This window comes from Pantoea sp. EABMAA-21 (genome assembly GCF_030053335.1).
In the GTDB taxonomy this organism is placed as follows: Bacteria; Pseudomonadota; Gammaproteobacteria; order Enterobacterales; family Enterobacteriaceae; genus Pantoea; species Pantoea communis.
Map to the genome: position 1 here is coordinate 115,974 of NZ_JASGBX010000005.1, position 13,776 is coordinate 129,749.

Consider the following 13,776-nt stretch of genomic DNA (forward strand, 5'->3'; position numbering starts at 1 on the left):
AACTGATAACGATAACCGCACTCTTCAGGATTTTTATGGCAAGTGACATCGCAACCCCGGCACGCGCACCGGGACGGACCGCTTTTGGCATTTTAGGTGCCATCAGCCTCGCGCATCTGCTCAACGATATGCTGCAATCGCTGCTGCTGGCGATCTACCCGATGCTGCAAAAAGATTTTAGCCTTAACTTCGTCCAGATAGGTCTGATAACGCTAACCTTTCAGGTCACCGCTTCGCTGCTACAGCCGATCATCGGTCATTACACCGACAAATACCCAAAACCCTGGTCTTTGCCGGTGGGGATGGGCTTTACGCTGTGTGGTCTGGTGCTGCTGACGTTCTCCAGCACCTATCCGCAGGTGCTGCTCGCTGCCGCGCTGGTGGGCAGTGGTTCCTCGGTGTTTCATCCGGAATCTTCGCGCGTGGCGCGTATGGCCTCCGGTGGACGTCATGGCCTGGCTCAATCCCTGTTCCAGGTGGGCGGCAACTTTGGTAGCGCGTTAGGCCCACTGTTAGCAGCGATGATCGTTGCCCCTTACGGCAAAGGGCATCTTGCCTGGTTCGTGCTGGCGGCACTGCTCGGCATTATCGTGCTGCTGCAGGTCAGCCGCTGGTATAGCCACCAGCAGCGCGCCAGTAAGGCAAAGGCAACGGTTGCGCCGGTTAACCCGCTGCCGCGTAAGAAAGTGGCGTTGGCGATCAGCATTTTGCTGCTGCTGATCTTCTCTAAATACTTCTATCTCACCAGCCTGAGCAGCTACTACACCTTCTATTTAATCCAGAAGTTCGGACTTTCTGTTCAGGCCTCGCAATTCCATCTGTTTGCCTTCCTCGGCGCGGTGGCTGCGGGCACCATTATTGGCGGGCCGATTGGCGATAAAATCGGCCGTAAATACGTGATTTGGGTATCGATTCTTGGCGTTGCGCCCTTCACCTTGCTGTTGCCCCACGCCAACTTAATGTGGACCAGCGTGTTGAGCGTGATCATCGGGTTGATTCTCGCCTCGGCGTTTTCTGCCATTTTGGTGTATGCGCAGGAGCTGATGCCAGGGCGTATTGGTATGGTTTCCGGGCTGTTTTTCGGTTTTGCCTTTGGTATGGGTGGGCTCGGTGCCGCCGTGTTGGGCGTAGTGGCAGACCACACCAGCATCGAATGGGTATATCAAATCTGTGCCTGGCTGCCTTTAATCGGCCTTTTAACCGCTTTCTTACCTGATAACCGCCACGCGTAAGCCACTTTTGGGGGGCAACGCTTTTTCCTCGCCCCCCTCCATTCTGCGTAAAACCTGCCGATAGTATGAGATAACTGAGGAAAATGCTGCTTAAGCTGCGTTTTCTTCTTAATTTTTCAATTTAATCGCTTTTCACCGCTCAAATGTTTAAACGTGATTAGCGATTGTGCATTACACTAGGTTGTTACAAGCGGATACATTTGCACACAAGGAGACAGGCATGCATCACACCACACCGTTGATCACCACCATTGTCGGGGGCCTGGTCCTCGCCTTTATCCTTGGAATGATTGCCAACCGTCTGCGAATCTCCCCGCTGGTCGGTTATCTGCTGGCTGGCGTGCTCGCCGGTCCCTTTACCCCGGGCTTCGTCGCCGATACTAACCTCGCGCCTGAGCTCGCCGAACTCGGCGTTATCCTGCTGATGTTTGGCGTGGGTTTGCACTTCTCGCTGAAGGATTTGATGTCGGTAAAGTCGATCGCCATTCCCGGCGCCATCGCGCAAATCGCGGTGGCCACGCTGCTGGGAATGGGGCTGTCGTGGGCGATGGGCTGGTCGTGGATGACCGGTCTGGTGTTTGGCCTCTGTCTCTCCACCGCCAGTACCGTGGTGTTACTGCGTGCGCTGGAAGAGCGTCAACTGATTGATAGCCAGCGGGGGCAGATCGCCATTGGCTGGCTGATTGTTGAAGATTTGGTGATGGTCCTGACGCTGGTGCTGCTGCCCGCCATTGCCGGGATGCTGGAAGAAGGCAACGCCAGCCCCTCTCTGCTGTTCTGGGACCTGATGCTGACCATCGGCAAAGTCGTCGCCTTTATGGTGCTGATGATGGTAGTCGGCCGTCGCGTGGTGCCGTGGATTCTGGCAAAAAGTGCCGCCACCGGATCGCGTGAACTCTTTACCTTATCCGTACTGGCCCTGGCGCTGGGTATCGCTTTCGGTGCGGTTGAATTCTTCGATGTCTCCTTCGCCCTCGGCGCCTTCTTTGCCGGTATGGTGCTTAACGAATCCGAACTCAGCCACCGTGCCGCGCACGATACCCTGCCACTGCGCGATGCGTTTGCGGTGCTGTTCTTTGTCTCGGTCGGTATGTTGTTTGACCCGATGATTTTGATCGAGCAGCCGCTGGCGGTGCTGGGCGCGCTGGCGATCATCGTGCTCGGGAAATCCATCGCCGCCTGGCTGCTGGTGACGCTGCTCGGCCACTCGCGCCGCACCGCCATGACCATTTCAGTGAGTCTGGCGCAGATTGGGGAATTTGCTTTTATCCTTGCCGGATTAGGTATTTCACTCGGCATGTTGAGTGATGAAGGACGCAATCTGGTGCTGGCGGCTGCGATCCTCTCGATTATGCTCAACCCGATTCTGTTTACCCTTCTGGAGCGCTACCTCGATAAGACTGAAACCATCGAAGAGCAGACGCTGGAAGAGGCGATTGAAGAAGAGAAGCAGATTCCGCTGGATATCTGTAATCACGCGGTCATTGTGGGTTATGGCCGCGTTGGCAGCTTGCTGGGCCAGCAGCTGATGGAAGCCGATGTGCCGCTGGTAGTGGTGGAAAATTCCCGTCCGCGCGTTGAAGCGCTGCGTGAGCAAGGGATCAAGGCGGTGCTGGGCAATGCGGCTCGCGTCGATACCATGGAGTTAGCCCGACTCGACTGTGCACGCTGGCTGCTGCTGACCATTCCAAACGGTTACGAAGCCGGGGAAATTGTCACCGCCGCGCGTGAGAAGCGTCCGGATATCGAAATTATTGCCCGCGCGCATTACGACGATGAAGTGAATTACATCATGGAACGCGGTGCCAATCGCGTGGTGATGGGCGAGCGTGAGATCGCCAACAGCATGTTGAACGTGCTGCAGGAAGAGATTGCGCAGAACCCGATTGTGCGGGAGTGCCCGATATAACAGACACCGTAGCGCCATAATTCAACTGATACCGTAGCGCCGCTATTCAACAGACACCGTAGCGGCGGGATTAATCGCGCAATTCAAGCAGCACCGCTGCCAACAAACGCGCGATAAATCGCGCCGTTACGGGTTCACTGTTACCTGTCCCAGTACGACTCTTCTAAACTGTCTTCCCGCTCAGGCAGCCCGCGCATCAGACGCGGTGAATGCTGATTCAGCACCTGATAACTCACCCGGTTGGCATACTTACACACCTGCGCCAGCGACGAATAGGTGAGATAACCGCGTGCGTGTTTACTGGAGTTCGGCACTTTCTGGCGGTGGAAATTATTGGCAGTGATGTCGTGCAGCAGCGCGGCCAGAGCACCATCGCCCGCGCCGTTGGTGTTCATGATCTTCTCAGGGCCGCCCATATAAGGCGCGATGTGCGAGAAGATGCGCAGCGGCTGCTGGCAATCCTGATGACGCATAGCGCGGCTGAACTCATATTGGTTGAACTCGGCAATTGAGCCCGGCAGCAGCGGATGATTGGTTTTGCGCTTGAATTCATCTTCGGTGAAGCCAGCCATATACAAACCGGTAGGGCCAGCAGTGCACAGCACCAGATCCACCCAGTCCAGCGCAATATTCGACGCCAGCAGCGGATCCTGCTCACCCGTCAGCGCCAGCGCCTCTTCTTCGTTCATCGCCACGATCGACACATTATCGCGCAGGAAATCGCGCCAGAACTGCGGATCGTCCTGAATCACGTATTTGGTTCCCAGCGTCAGCACCACCGGCACGTTATGTTTTTTCGCGTAGTCGATGGCACGCAGCGTGGCCGCTGGCATCGGTTCACCCGGCTGGCAGCGCACCAGATAGGAAGTCAGCACCAGCGCCGACGCCCCGGCAATCACCTCTTCCGGAATGCTGTCCGCCTGCAGTTGGTTCATTAAACCCGGGCTGATGGCAAAGGTGCGTTCGCCCTGCTCACCAATCAGAATGAAGCAGCGGCCAATCGCGCCATCCACGCCCTGCAGGAAGTTGAGATCCATACGGCTGGAGGTGTTGCACAGATAGCGATAAGCGTAGCCGCCAATCTGGATGTTGTTGCACATCACGCCGAGCAATACGGAACGGTCATCGGCCAGCACGGAATAGTTGTGCAGCGTATTACCGATGGTGCCGCCGGCAAATTGATGGCTGATCAGCGCATCGCGCATTAGCTCGTCATACAAAGCTTCTGCGGTAGCATCTTCGATCACCAGCGAGTGGCCGGCGCTCAGCCCGTAGCGTTGCAGAAAGTCATCATCAACTTTGGCTTCAATATCCACCAGCGTCTGGTCGATACCCACCACCCAACTGCCCTCTTCCTGCTCTTGAGGTGTGGCTTGCAGCAGCGGATCGCGCGCGTTAACGGGGAAATAGTGTTTGGATTTGCGTTTGCCGGGAAATTTCATCGTGGCTGCCGTAAGGGAAATCTGACAGAGAATGATATCACACTCTCTGCCAGCACTTTATCGGCGTGCGTTGACCAGCTGAACCATCATCTCGATGTGCTCGTCATCGGCGTTGAGCGCGGGAATGTATTCGAACTTCTCGCCACCGGCGTGCAGGAAGAACTCACAGTTCTGCTCGCTGATCTCTTCCAGGGTTTCCAGGCAGTCTGCGGAGAAGCCGGGACTCATCACCTGCACATGTTTGATGCCCTTGGCCGGTAAACCTTGCATGGTTTCGTCGGTGTACGGTGTCAACCATGGCTCGCGACCAAAGCGTGACTGGAAGGTCATCATGATTTTGTGCGGCGCGATGCCCAACGCGGCAGCCAGCCCCTCGGTAGTGTCTTTGCAGCGCTGCGGATAATCATCACCTTCGTCGGCAAAGCGCTGTGGGATGCCGTGATACGACAGCACCAGCAGGTCCGGTTCGCCATGCTGCGCAAACGAACGCTCAACCGAAGCCTTCAGTGCTGCGATATAGGCAGGATGCTCGGCATAATCGCGAATGAAAGCCACTTCAGGCAGGGAGCGCAGCGGTTTAAAGCTGGCGGATAATCCGTCCCAAACGGCAGCCACCGTCGAGCACGAGAATTGCGGATAGAGCGGCAACACAATCAGTTTGGTGACACCCTGGTCCAGCAAACGCTGTACCGCCCCGTCGAGGCTTGGCTGGCCGTAGCTCATGCCCAGCTCAACCGGCATATCCACGCGCTGCGCCAGCGCATCGCGCTGCTGCTTGCTGAACACCATCAGCGGAGAGCCTTCTTTCATCCACACCGAGGCGTACAGTTTCGACACGCGCGGCGAACGGAACGGCAAAATGGCGAAATTGAGAATCGGCCACCATAACCAACGCGGTGTATCCACCACGCGCGGATCGCCAAGGAACTGTTTCAGATAGCGCTTAACGGCAGGTGTTGTAGGCGCATCAGGTGTGCCTAAATTGACCAGCAAAACCCCAGGCTTTTCTTGCCTCATTGGTATTTCCTTGATGTCAAAACGAATGGATCAAAATCAGGGGGAAATTGTAGCGGAAATCGTGGGAGGGGAAAGCAATTGCTGCAAAAGGGCCGGACAACCGGCCCCTGATCCGCATTAACCGAGAATACCGGCCAGCTGCGTGCTCACTTCAGCCACCTTACGGGTGCCGTCGATCTTGTGATACTGAGTGTTGCCGGTTTCCGCTTCTTTGCTGTAGTAAGCAATCAGCGGTGCAGTCAGCTGATGGTATTCCACCAGACGCTTACGCACGGTTTCTTCCTGGTCGTCTTTACGCGTGGTCAGCTCTTCGCCGGTCACGTCATCTTTGCCTTCCACTTTTGGAGGATTATAGGTGACGTGATACACGCGGCCAGACGGCGCATGCACGCGACGACCAACAATACGATCCACAATCAGTTCGTCCGGTACGGCAAACTCCAGCACGAAGTCCACATTGATGCCCGCGTCTTTCATGGCATCAGCTTGTGGGATAGTGCGTGGGAAGCCATCGAGCAGGAAACCGTTTTTGCAGTCTTCCTGCGCGATACGCTCTTTAACCAGCGCAATCACCAGCTCGTCTGTCACCAGTTTACCGGCATCCATGATGGCTTTCGCCTGTTGGCCCAGTTCGGTGCCTGCTTTAACTGCCGCACGCAACATGTCACCGGTGGAGATTTGCGGAATACCGTATTTCTCCATGATGAATTGAGCCTGAGTGCCTTTACCTGCGCCCGGTGCCCCGAGCAGAATAATACGCATTGCGTAATTCCCCTTGCGAATCGCATTGATCAATCTGAGAAGGCCAAGAACATACCATTATGACCCGCGCACCACAAGGAAACGGGCGCGCTTCCGGTGAAAGCTTTACTTTGACTTGCTTTAGCGCAAAACACCAGCAGAGTGCCCGTTTTTAAGAATCAAGGCTAACGCTTAACACGTCTTTCAGACGTCTCTTCAGGATCGGCGTGACGTTTTGATTTTTGTTCACACCGCCGCGCACGTTGGCATGCAGGCGCAATCGGTGAGGAGCGGGAAGCAGATGCATATCCTGCGGTAAGTCGGGCAAGGTAAGACTGACCGGCATGGGGAACAGGGCGAACGGTAAGCCGTGCTGCTGAATCGATTGCAGCTGAACCGGGGCCTCAAGCGTAATATTATCCACGCTAGCGATATTAAACGGCCGCCAGTCGCTCTTTTCCATCATTTCAAGGGTTTGATCCAGTGACGAGCCAAAGGCCAGTCCCTGCTCAAATAACCGCAATTCGCTGCGCACCAGCGTGCTGAAATCGCAGGTTTTCAATGCAATTAACACCAGGTCACTGCTTAACGCCGCATGACGATCGAGCCGCGCCACAAACAATCGCGCATCGCTGATTAATCGTTTATGCAACAAGGTGGCAAAGGATTCCGAGGCGTCGGTCACGCCCTGACTTTGACACTCCGCCAGCGGACGCACCCGACCCTGCAGCATGTCGACATGCTCCACCAGCGCAATGTTACCAGCCATCATCGGCACTGCGGGTAACACACTCAGTTCACTGACCGGATATTGCGAAGCGTAACGCGTTTGATTGCGCGCCTGTTCCTGACGTAAAAACAGTTGTGAGAGCAGCACCCGCGAAATATGCAAAGAAGGTGCAAAGAAGAGGTCGTAATTTTCCAGCCGATAGTGACGTGAAAGCAAGCCGCGAAGTCGATCGCGCGCTGCCGCCGCCCTGGCAGAAGCATATTGGTGATCCATCGCGTGAGATTTCTCTAATTATAAAGATGCTGTGTGTGTCGCAGATTGAGGGGGAACATTAGCCGCGTTAAACACAGACAACGCCATCCGTCAACCCGCCATAATCTGGGGGAAAGGTTAGGCCAATGCGGCTGGACATTAAAATGATATAAACTGACAATCCCTGTTAGGTTTTTACACAGGGGATGAGTATGACCGCGCTTCCGTCGTTACGTGCACTGCACTATTTTCATCAGGCAGCACTGCACAGCAGTTTTAGCGTGGCGGCCGAGCGTCTTCATGTGACACACAGCGCCATTAGCCATCAGATTCGACAGCTGGAAAGCTGGATGGGAAAGCCCTTATTCGTCCGTACCAATGGGCGCGTCAAATTAACCTCACACGGCGAGCGCTTGCTGGTGAGTTGTCAGAAGGCGTTTAGCGAACTCTCCACCACCTGCGAAAGCATTCGCACCGGCATGCGTCATCACCTCAGCGTCTCTTGCGCGCCCAGTTTTCTCTCGCAATGGCTGATTCCACGTATTAGCAGTTTTTATCAACGCTATCCCGATATTGAAGTGCAGTTTCAGCCGCTGGTGGAGATCGATCAGCTGCGCAGTGAACACACCGATGTGCTGATCCTTAGCTATGAGCAGTCACCGGATGAGGATATTGATGCTACGCTGATCAGCGATGACTACATCGGCCCGCTGTGCGCGCCTCAATACGCGGCACGTTTTCACAATGAGCAGGATTTAGCCACACTGCCGCTGCTGCATGCCGATACACGGCTGCACGCCTGGGCCGAGTGGGCGAAAACCAGCGGTGCGCGTGGCAATTATTGGGTCGGTAAGCATTTCGATAATCTCACTCTGGGCATTCAGGCGGCGAGAAATGGCTTAGGGGTGATCATGGCCCCGCGCTTACTGGTCAGGCAGGAGTTGAGCGACGGTACGCTTATCGCCCCATTGGGATTTGTGCGTGTGGACCGCGCCACCTGGATGATGACGAAAATGTCACGTCAGCATGATGCGGAGATAACGTTGTTCCGGGATTGGCTGCGCGATCAGGCGCTGCATTAAAAGAAAGGTCGGCATTCAATGCCGACCTTTTTTGTCTCTTGCCAACCCTGCCGCCGGTATTGATGCCAACCGGCGCGGGCGCTGAATGGCTTACGCCGTCAGCAGTTGGTTCATACGACGGATAAACTGGTTAGGATCGTCCAGCGTGCCGCGCTCAGCCAGCAGCGCCTGATCCAGCAGCAGCTCAACCCATTCAGCAAAATGCGCTTCGTCATGGGTATCCGCCACGCGTTTCACCAGCGTATGCTCCGGGTTGATTTCGAAGATATACTTCACATCCGGCACTTCCTGACCGGCAGCAGCAAACAGCTTCGCCATCTGGGTGGTCATTTCGTTGGCGTCGGTGGTGACAATCGCCGGGGTGTCGGTCAGACGATGGGTCAGACGCACCTCTTTCACACGCTCGCCCAGCAGCGTTTTCACGCGCTCAACAAACGGCTCCAGCGCTTTTTCCGCTTCCTTCTGCTCTTCGGTCTCTTCATCGGCCAGTTTGCTCAGCGACTCATCCGCTTTGCTCACTGACTGGAAGGTTTTACCGTCGAACTCGGTCAGGTAGCTCATCATCCACTCGTCGATACGATCGGACAGCAGCAGCACCTCGATACCTTTTTTTCGGAACAGTTCCAGATGCGGGCTGCTCTTCGCGGCGGCATAGCTGTCAGCAGTGATGTAGTAAATCTTATCCTGCCCTTCCACCATGCGGCTCAGGTAATCGTCCAGCGAAATGGTCTGCTCAGCGCCTTCACTCTGCGTGGTGGCAAAGCGCAGCAGTTTAGCAATCGCCTGCTGATTGGTGTTGTCTTCGGCGGGGCCTTCTTTCAGGACCAGACCAAACTCTTTCCAGAACTGCTGGTATTTTTCGGCGTCGTCTTTAGCCAGTTTTTCCAGCATCTGCAGGCTACGCTTGGTCAGCGCGGCACGCAGGCTCTGGGTGACACGGCTGTCCTGCAGGATTTCACGCGAAACGTTCAGCGGCAGATCGTTGGAATCGATCAGGCCACGCACAAAGCGCAGGTAGTTCGGCATGAACTGCTCGGCATCGTCCATGATGAACACGCGCTGCACATACAGCTTCAGGCCGTGTTTGCTGTCGCGGTTAAACATGTCGAATGGCGCACGCTGCGGGATGTACAGCAGGCTGGTGTACTCCTGCTTGCCTTCCACACGGTTGTGGCTCCAGATCGCCGGATCGCTGTAATCATGGGCGATGTGTTTATAGAACTCGTTGTACTCTTCATCGCTGATTTCAGACTTGTTGCGCGTCCACAGCGCTTGGGCTTTGTTGATCTTCTCCCAGGTGGTGGTGTCGTTCTCTTCGTCTTTGGTCTCAATCTCAACCGGCAGCGCAATGTGATCGGAGTATTTGCTGATCACGTTGCGTACGCGCCACGCATCGAGGAAATCATCCTCGCCTTCGCGGAAGTGCAGCGTGATTTCGGTACCGCGATCGGCTTTCTCAATTTCTGCCAGAGTGTACTCACCCTCGCCCGCCGATTCCCAGAACACGGCTTCATCGGCTTTCGCGCCCGCAGCACGAGTACGCACGGTGACTTTATCTGCAACGATAAACGCCGAGTAGAAGCCCACGCCAAACTGACCGATCAGCTGACTGTCTTTCGCCTGGTCTGAGCCCATGGATTCAAGGAAGGATTTGGTGCCGGACTTCGCGATGGTACCGAGGTTCTCAATCACCTCATCACGGCGCATACCGATACCGTTATCGCTCAAGGTCAGCGTACGATTATCCTTATCGACCGAGATACGCACGCGCAGGTCGCCATCGCCTTCATACAGATCCGGCGTGGACAGGGCGCGGAAGCGCAGTTTGTCGGCGGCATCCGAAGCGTTGGAGATCAGTTCACGCAGGAAAATCTCTTTGTTTGAATAGAGGGAGTGTATCATCAGGTGCAGAAGTTGTTTTACCTCTGACTGGAAGCCACGCGTCTCTTGTCCTTTCATGGTCATTGCTACCTCAACTAAATCGGGGTTGATCATAGGTTGAGAGAGAAATGGGGATGATGATGGGAATTTCAAGCCGATGTCGGTGAAGACATCGGCAAGTGATTAGAATTTAAACTTGTGGCGTCCAGCGAGCGAGTGCGACAGCGTGGTGCCATCGACCATTTCCAGCTCACCACCGACCGGCACACCGTGTGCAATGCGGCTGGCATCAACGCCATATTGCCCGCACAGCTCAGCGATGTAATTGGCCGTGGCTTCACCTTCCACCGTTGGGTTGGTGGCGAGGATCACTTCGGTCAGCGTTTCACGCTCCAGGCGCTGCTCTAACCGATCCAGACCGATATCTTGCGGACCGATACCATCCAGCGGTGACAAGTGGCCCATCAGCACAAAGTAACGGCCACCAAACTGGCCGGTTTGCTCAATGGCGTGGATATCGGCAGGACTCTCCACCACGCAAATCTGGCCGTTTTGTTGACGACGCGGATTGGCGCAGATGGTGCAAATTTCCTGCTCGGTGAAAGTGCGGCAATCGGCACAGTGGCCGATTTCCGACATCGCGCGGGTCAATGCCTGCGCCAGACGCATGCCACCGCTACGATCGCGCTGTAACAGCTGAAAAGCCATGCGCTGCGCCGATTTCGGGCCCACGCCCGGCAGGCAACGCAGCGACTCCATCAAAGATTCAAGCAGTGGACTGGTTTGCATCAGAACGGCATCTTGAAGCCAGGTGGCAGCTGCATACCAGATGACACAGAGGCCATTTTCTCTTTCTGCGTTTCATCAATGCGACGTGCTGCATCGTTGAAGGCTGCAGCAATCAGATCTTCCAGCATGTCTTTGTCGTCTTCCAGCAAGCTTGGATCAACTTCAACACGACGGCAGTTGTGTGCACCGTTGATGGTGACTTTGACCAGGCCAGCGCCTGATTCACCGGTCACTTCCAGCGCGGCGATCTCTTCCTGAACTTTGGCCATTTTGTCTTGCATCTGCTGGGCCTGTTTCATCAGGTTGCCCAATCCGCCTTTACCAAACATAGTCTTCTCTCTCTGCTGGGGCTGTACGCAAACGCGTTGCGACAGCGGGTGTTCAAACGGGTCGAATACTCTCTTCATCCAGATCGGCATCGAAGAATCGACGCAATGTCTGAATGTGAGTATCGCTTTCAATCGACTGGCGCGCCTGCACCAGTTTCTCTTCATAAATGGCCTGACGCCATTCCAGTGGCGTCAACACCGCAGGATTATCGTCTTCAACGATGGTCAGTTCAACCGTTTGTCCGGCTGCCTGACTGAGCGCTTCCGTCAACGCCTGTTTTGCCGACGCTGAATTCAGGTGGCGTTGACTGCTGCGCAAATGCAGCGTGACGGCGTTCTCGCCCACCTCTTTCCACGCGTTTAACGCCACCTGCTGCACCAGTTTTGGCAACGTCAGTGCGGCTATTTCGGCGGCCCACGCATCGCGCTGCTGGGCTTCTTCGGCCAGACGAAGCGCCAGCTCAGGCGTTTTCTCATGCTCCAGAGCGGAACGCAAGGCTTTTGGCGTTGCGATGGGCTCCGCTTTTACCTCGACCGTTTGCTGGGCTTTCCAGCGATAGGCTTCTGGCTTCGCGGGCGTTTTTACCGCGGGTTCAGACGCACGCTGCTGCACGCGTTCGGTGACACTGGCAAGACGTTCCAGCGCCGGGTTCGCCGGCCGCGCGGGACGCGCTGCCGGCTCACTCTTTTTTGCTTTGCCGGCTCCCTGACGCAGCAACTGCGTTCGCGCCTGTAACAGCTGGCTGGTGGAGTCGGACATATGTTCTGGCGCCGGTTGCATATCGGCGTAATCATCAGCCATCGGCGGCGCGTCCTGCATTGGCGGCGCCATCTGCGGCTGCGCGGCAGAGGCGGTGCGAGGTGCCGAAGAAGTGGCTGCAGGTCCGGCAGCGTGAGCGGAAGCCGCTGGCGTTGCTGACGCGGCAGTGTTGGCTGACGAAGCTGGAGCTGTAACCTGAGCGGAGGAGGCCGGCGCAGCAACGCCTGCGGATGCAGCAGACGCTTGCGGTGCCGCCTGCGGGATCAGACTGGGCCGCGCAACCGGCTCGGCAATGGTCGCCTGCGGATGGAACGCCAGCGCGCGCAGCAGCGTCATCTCGACGCCGAGGCGACGATCCGGTGCCAGCGGCAGATCTTTACGTCCCATCAACAAAGTTTGGTAGTAGAGCTGCACATCGGCGGGCGGTAAGACGCGCGCTAAATCGCGCAAGCGCTGTGCCTGATTCACATCATCCTCGCCAAGTGAAGCCGGCAGCAGTTGCACCATCGCCACACGATGCAGCAATCGCAGCATCTCGACCAGCAGCGCTTCCCACTCGACACCACGCGATGCCGCCTGATTCAGCAGTGCCATCACCTGTTCACCCTGGCCCTCCACCAGCGCTTCAATCAGCGCCAGCGGCTGTTCGTCATCCAGCGTGCCCAGCATTTGCGCCACGGTTTCACGCGTCACGCTGCCCTGCCCCATGGCAATCGCCTGATCGGTGAGACTCAGGGCATCACGCATACTGCCATCAGCGGCACGCGCCAGCAGATGCAGTGCACGCGGCTCGGCGGCAATCTGCTCCTGCTGCAATATATGCACTAACTGCTGCTGAATTTGCTCGACGTCGAGCGCTTTAAGATGGAACTGCAGGCAACGCGACAGAATAGTGACCGGCAATTTTTGCGGGTCGGTGGTCGCCAGCAGGAATTTGACGTGCGACGGCGGCTCTTCCAGCGTTTTCAACAGCGCATTAAAGCTGTGACGCGAGAGCATGTGCACTTCATCGATCAGATAAACCTTGAAGCGACCGCGCGCCGGGGCGTACTGCACGTTATCCAGCAAATCGCGCGTGTCTTCGACTTTGGTGCGTGACGCGGCATCGATCTCAATAAGATCGACAAAGCGCCCCTGCTCGATTTCACGGCAGTTATCACACTGACCACATGGCGTGGAGGTGATACCGGTTTCGCAGTTAAGACCTTTCGCCAGCAAACGGGCGATCGAGGTTTTCCCCACGCCGCGTGTACCGGAGAAGAGATAAGCATGATGGATTCGTCCCAGTGACAATCCGTTGGCCAGCGCAGTCAGTACATGTTCCTGACCGACTACGTCAGCGAAAGCCTGGGGACGCCATTTTCGCGCAAGTACCTGATAGCTCATGTGGATTCAATCACTGGAATTTATTGAGTTGGCACAGCGGTGCGGCTAAGTGAACCGGGTTCCGCCACAAGACAAAGAGGAAAAATGCAGCTTCGCAACCCTTGTTTATATGGGCAGTAGTCTAACAGCCACAACAGGATATGCCTATACCCGCGCTGCAGGCGCTGAATTTCATTGCGCATCCGCTTGAGCGGTACGATTTATCAGACATTGATACAAAGGTACG

General features: G+C 56.1%; 11 protein-coding genes and 1 other annotated feature. Of the genes, 3 read left to right on the forward strand and 8 right to left on the reverse strand.

The window, feature by feature from the left end:
- Nucleotides 1-35 precede the first annotated feature (35 nt).
- Both QMZ65_RS09360 and ybaL read left to right on the forward strand, forming a co-directional pair.
- The gene (locus tag QMZ65_RS09360) at nucleotides 36-1,232 is read left to right on the forward strand and encodes an MFS transporter (RefSeq protein ID WP_034828194.1); all 1,197 of its coding nucleotides are present in this window, start codon (nucleotides 36-38) and stop codon (nucleotides 1,230-1,232) included.
- 220 nt (nucleotides 1,233-1,452) lie between these two features.
- The gene (gene ybaL, locus QMZ65_RS09365) at nucleotides 1,453-3,141 is read left to right on the forward strand and encodes a YbaL family putative K(+) efflux transporter (protein ID WP_034828192.1); all 1,689 of its coding nucleotides are present in this window, start codon (nucleotides 1,453-1,455) and stop codon (nucleotides 3,139-3,141) included.
- A gap of 140 nt (nucleotides 3,142-3,281) precedes the next feature.
- On the opposite strand, the gene QMZ65_RS09370 is transcribed toward ybaL, so the two are convergent.
- The 4 genes from QMZ65_RS09370 to QMZ65_RS09385 form a co-directional block, all read right to left on the reverse strand.
- Nucleotides 3,282-4,583 (reverse strand): inosine/guanosine kinase, encoded by a 1,302-nt coding sequence (locus QMZ65_RS09370; protein WP_283215894.1) that lies wholly within the window; start codon nucleotides 4,581-4,583, stop codon nucleotides 3,282-3,284.
- Nucleotides 4,584-4,640: 57 nt separating this feature from the next.
- A complete protein-coding gene (gene hemH / locus QMZ65_RS09375; protein WP_097117472.1) occupies nucleotides 4,641-5,600 on the reverse strand; it encodes a ferrochelatase in 960 nt (319 codons plus the stop codon).
- A gap of 117 nt (nucleotides 5,601-5,717) precedes the next feature.
- Nucleotides 5,718-6,362 (reverse strand): adenylate kinase, encoded by a 645-nt coding sequence (gene adk / locus QMZ65_RS09380; RefSeq protein ID WP_211728052.1) that lies wholly within the window; start codon nucleotides 6,360-6,362, stop codon nucleotides 5,718-5,720.
- A gap of 151 nt (nucleotides 6,363-6,513) precedes the next feature.
- Nucleotides 6,514-7,344 carry a DUF6024 family protein gene (locus tag QMZ65_RS09385; protein WP_097117473.1) on the reverse strand — a complete coding sequence of 277 codons (831 nt, stop codon included), beginning with the start codon at nucleotides 7,342-7,344 and terminating at the stop codon, nucleotides 6,514-6,516.
- 191 nt (nucleotides 7,345-7,535) lie between these two features.
- Between QMZ65_RS09385 and QMZ65_RS09390 the strand changes: the two genes are divergently transcribed.
- The gene (locus QMZ65_RS09390; RefSeq protein ID WP_034828181.1) at nucleotides 7,536-8,405 is read left to right on the forward strand and encodes a LysR substrate-binding domain-containing protein; all 870 of its coding nucleotides are present in this window, start codon (nucleotides 7,536-7,538) and stop codon (nucleotides 8,403-8,405) included.
- A gap of 90 nt (nucleotides 8,406-8,495) precedes the next feature.
- On the opposite strand, the gene htpG is transcribed toward QMZ65_RS09390, so the two are convergent.
- The 4 genes from htpG to dnaX form a co-directional block, all read right to left on the reverse strand.
- Complete coding sequence (gene htpG / locus QMZ65_RS09395; protein WP_058962244.1) at nucleotides 8,496-10,370, reverse strand: molecular chaperone HtpG; 1,875 nt, start codon at nucleotides 10,368-10,370, stop codon at nucleotides 8,496-8,498.
- Between the two features lie 99 nt (nucleotides 10,371-10,469).
- Nucleotides 10,470-11,075 (reverse strand): recombination mediator RecR, encoded by a 606-nt coding sequence (gene recR / locus QMZ65_RS09400; protein ID WP_097117474.1) that lies wholly within the window; start codon nucleotides 11,073-11,075, stop codon nucleotides 10,470-10,472.
- Nucleotides 11,075-11,404, reverse strand: a complete 330-nt coding sequence (locus QMZ65_RS09405; RefSeq protein ID WP_031377860.1) for a YbaB/EbfC family nucleoid-associated protein — start codon at nucleotides 11,402-11,404, stop codon at nucleotides 11,075-11,077. The genes recR and QMZ65_RS09405 overlap by 1 nt, the downstream gene beginning before the upstream one ends.
- Before the next feature lie 52 nt (nucleotides 11,405-11,456).
- On the reverse strand, nucleotides 11,457-13,550 hold the full coding sequence (dnaX, locus tag QMZ65_RS09410) for a DNA polymerase III subunit gamma/tau (protein ID WP_283215895.1): 2,094 nt from the start codon (nucleotides 13,548-13,550) through the stop codon (nucleotides 11,457-11,459).
- Nucleotides 12,054-12,115: a sequence feature (DnaX frameshifting element), on the reverse strand. (Overlaps the previous gene by 62 nt.)
- Nucleotides 13,551-13,776 lie beyond the last annotated feature (226 nt).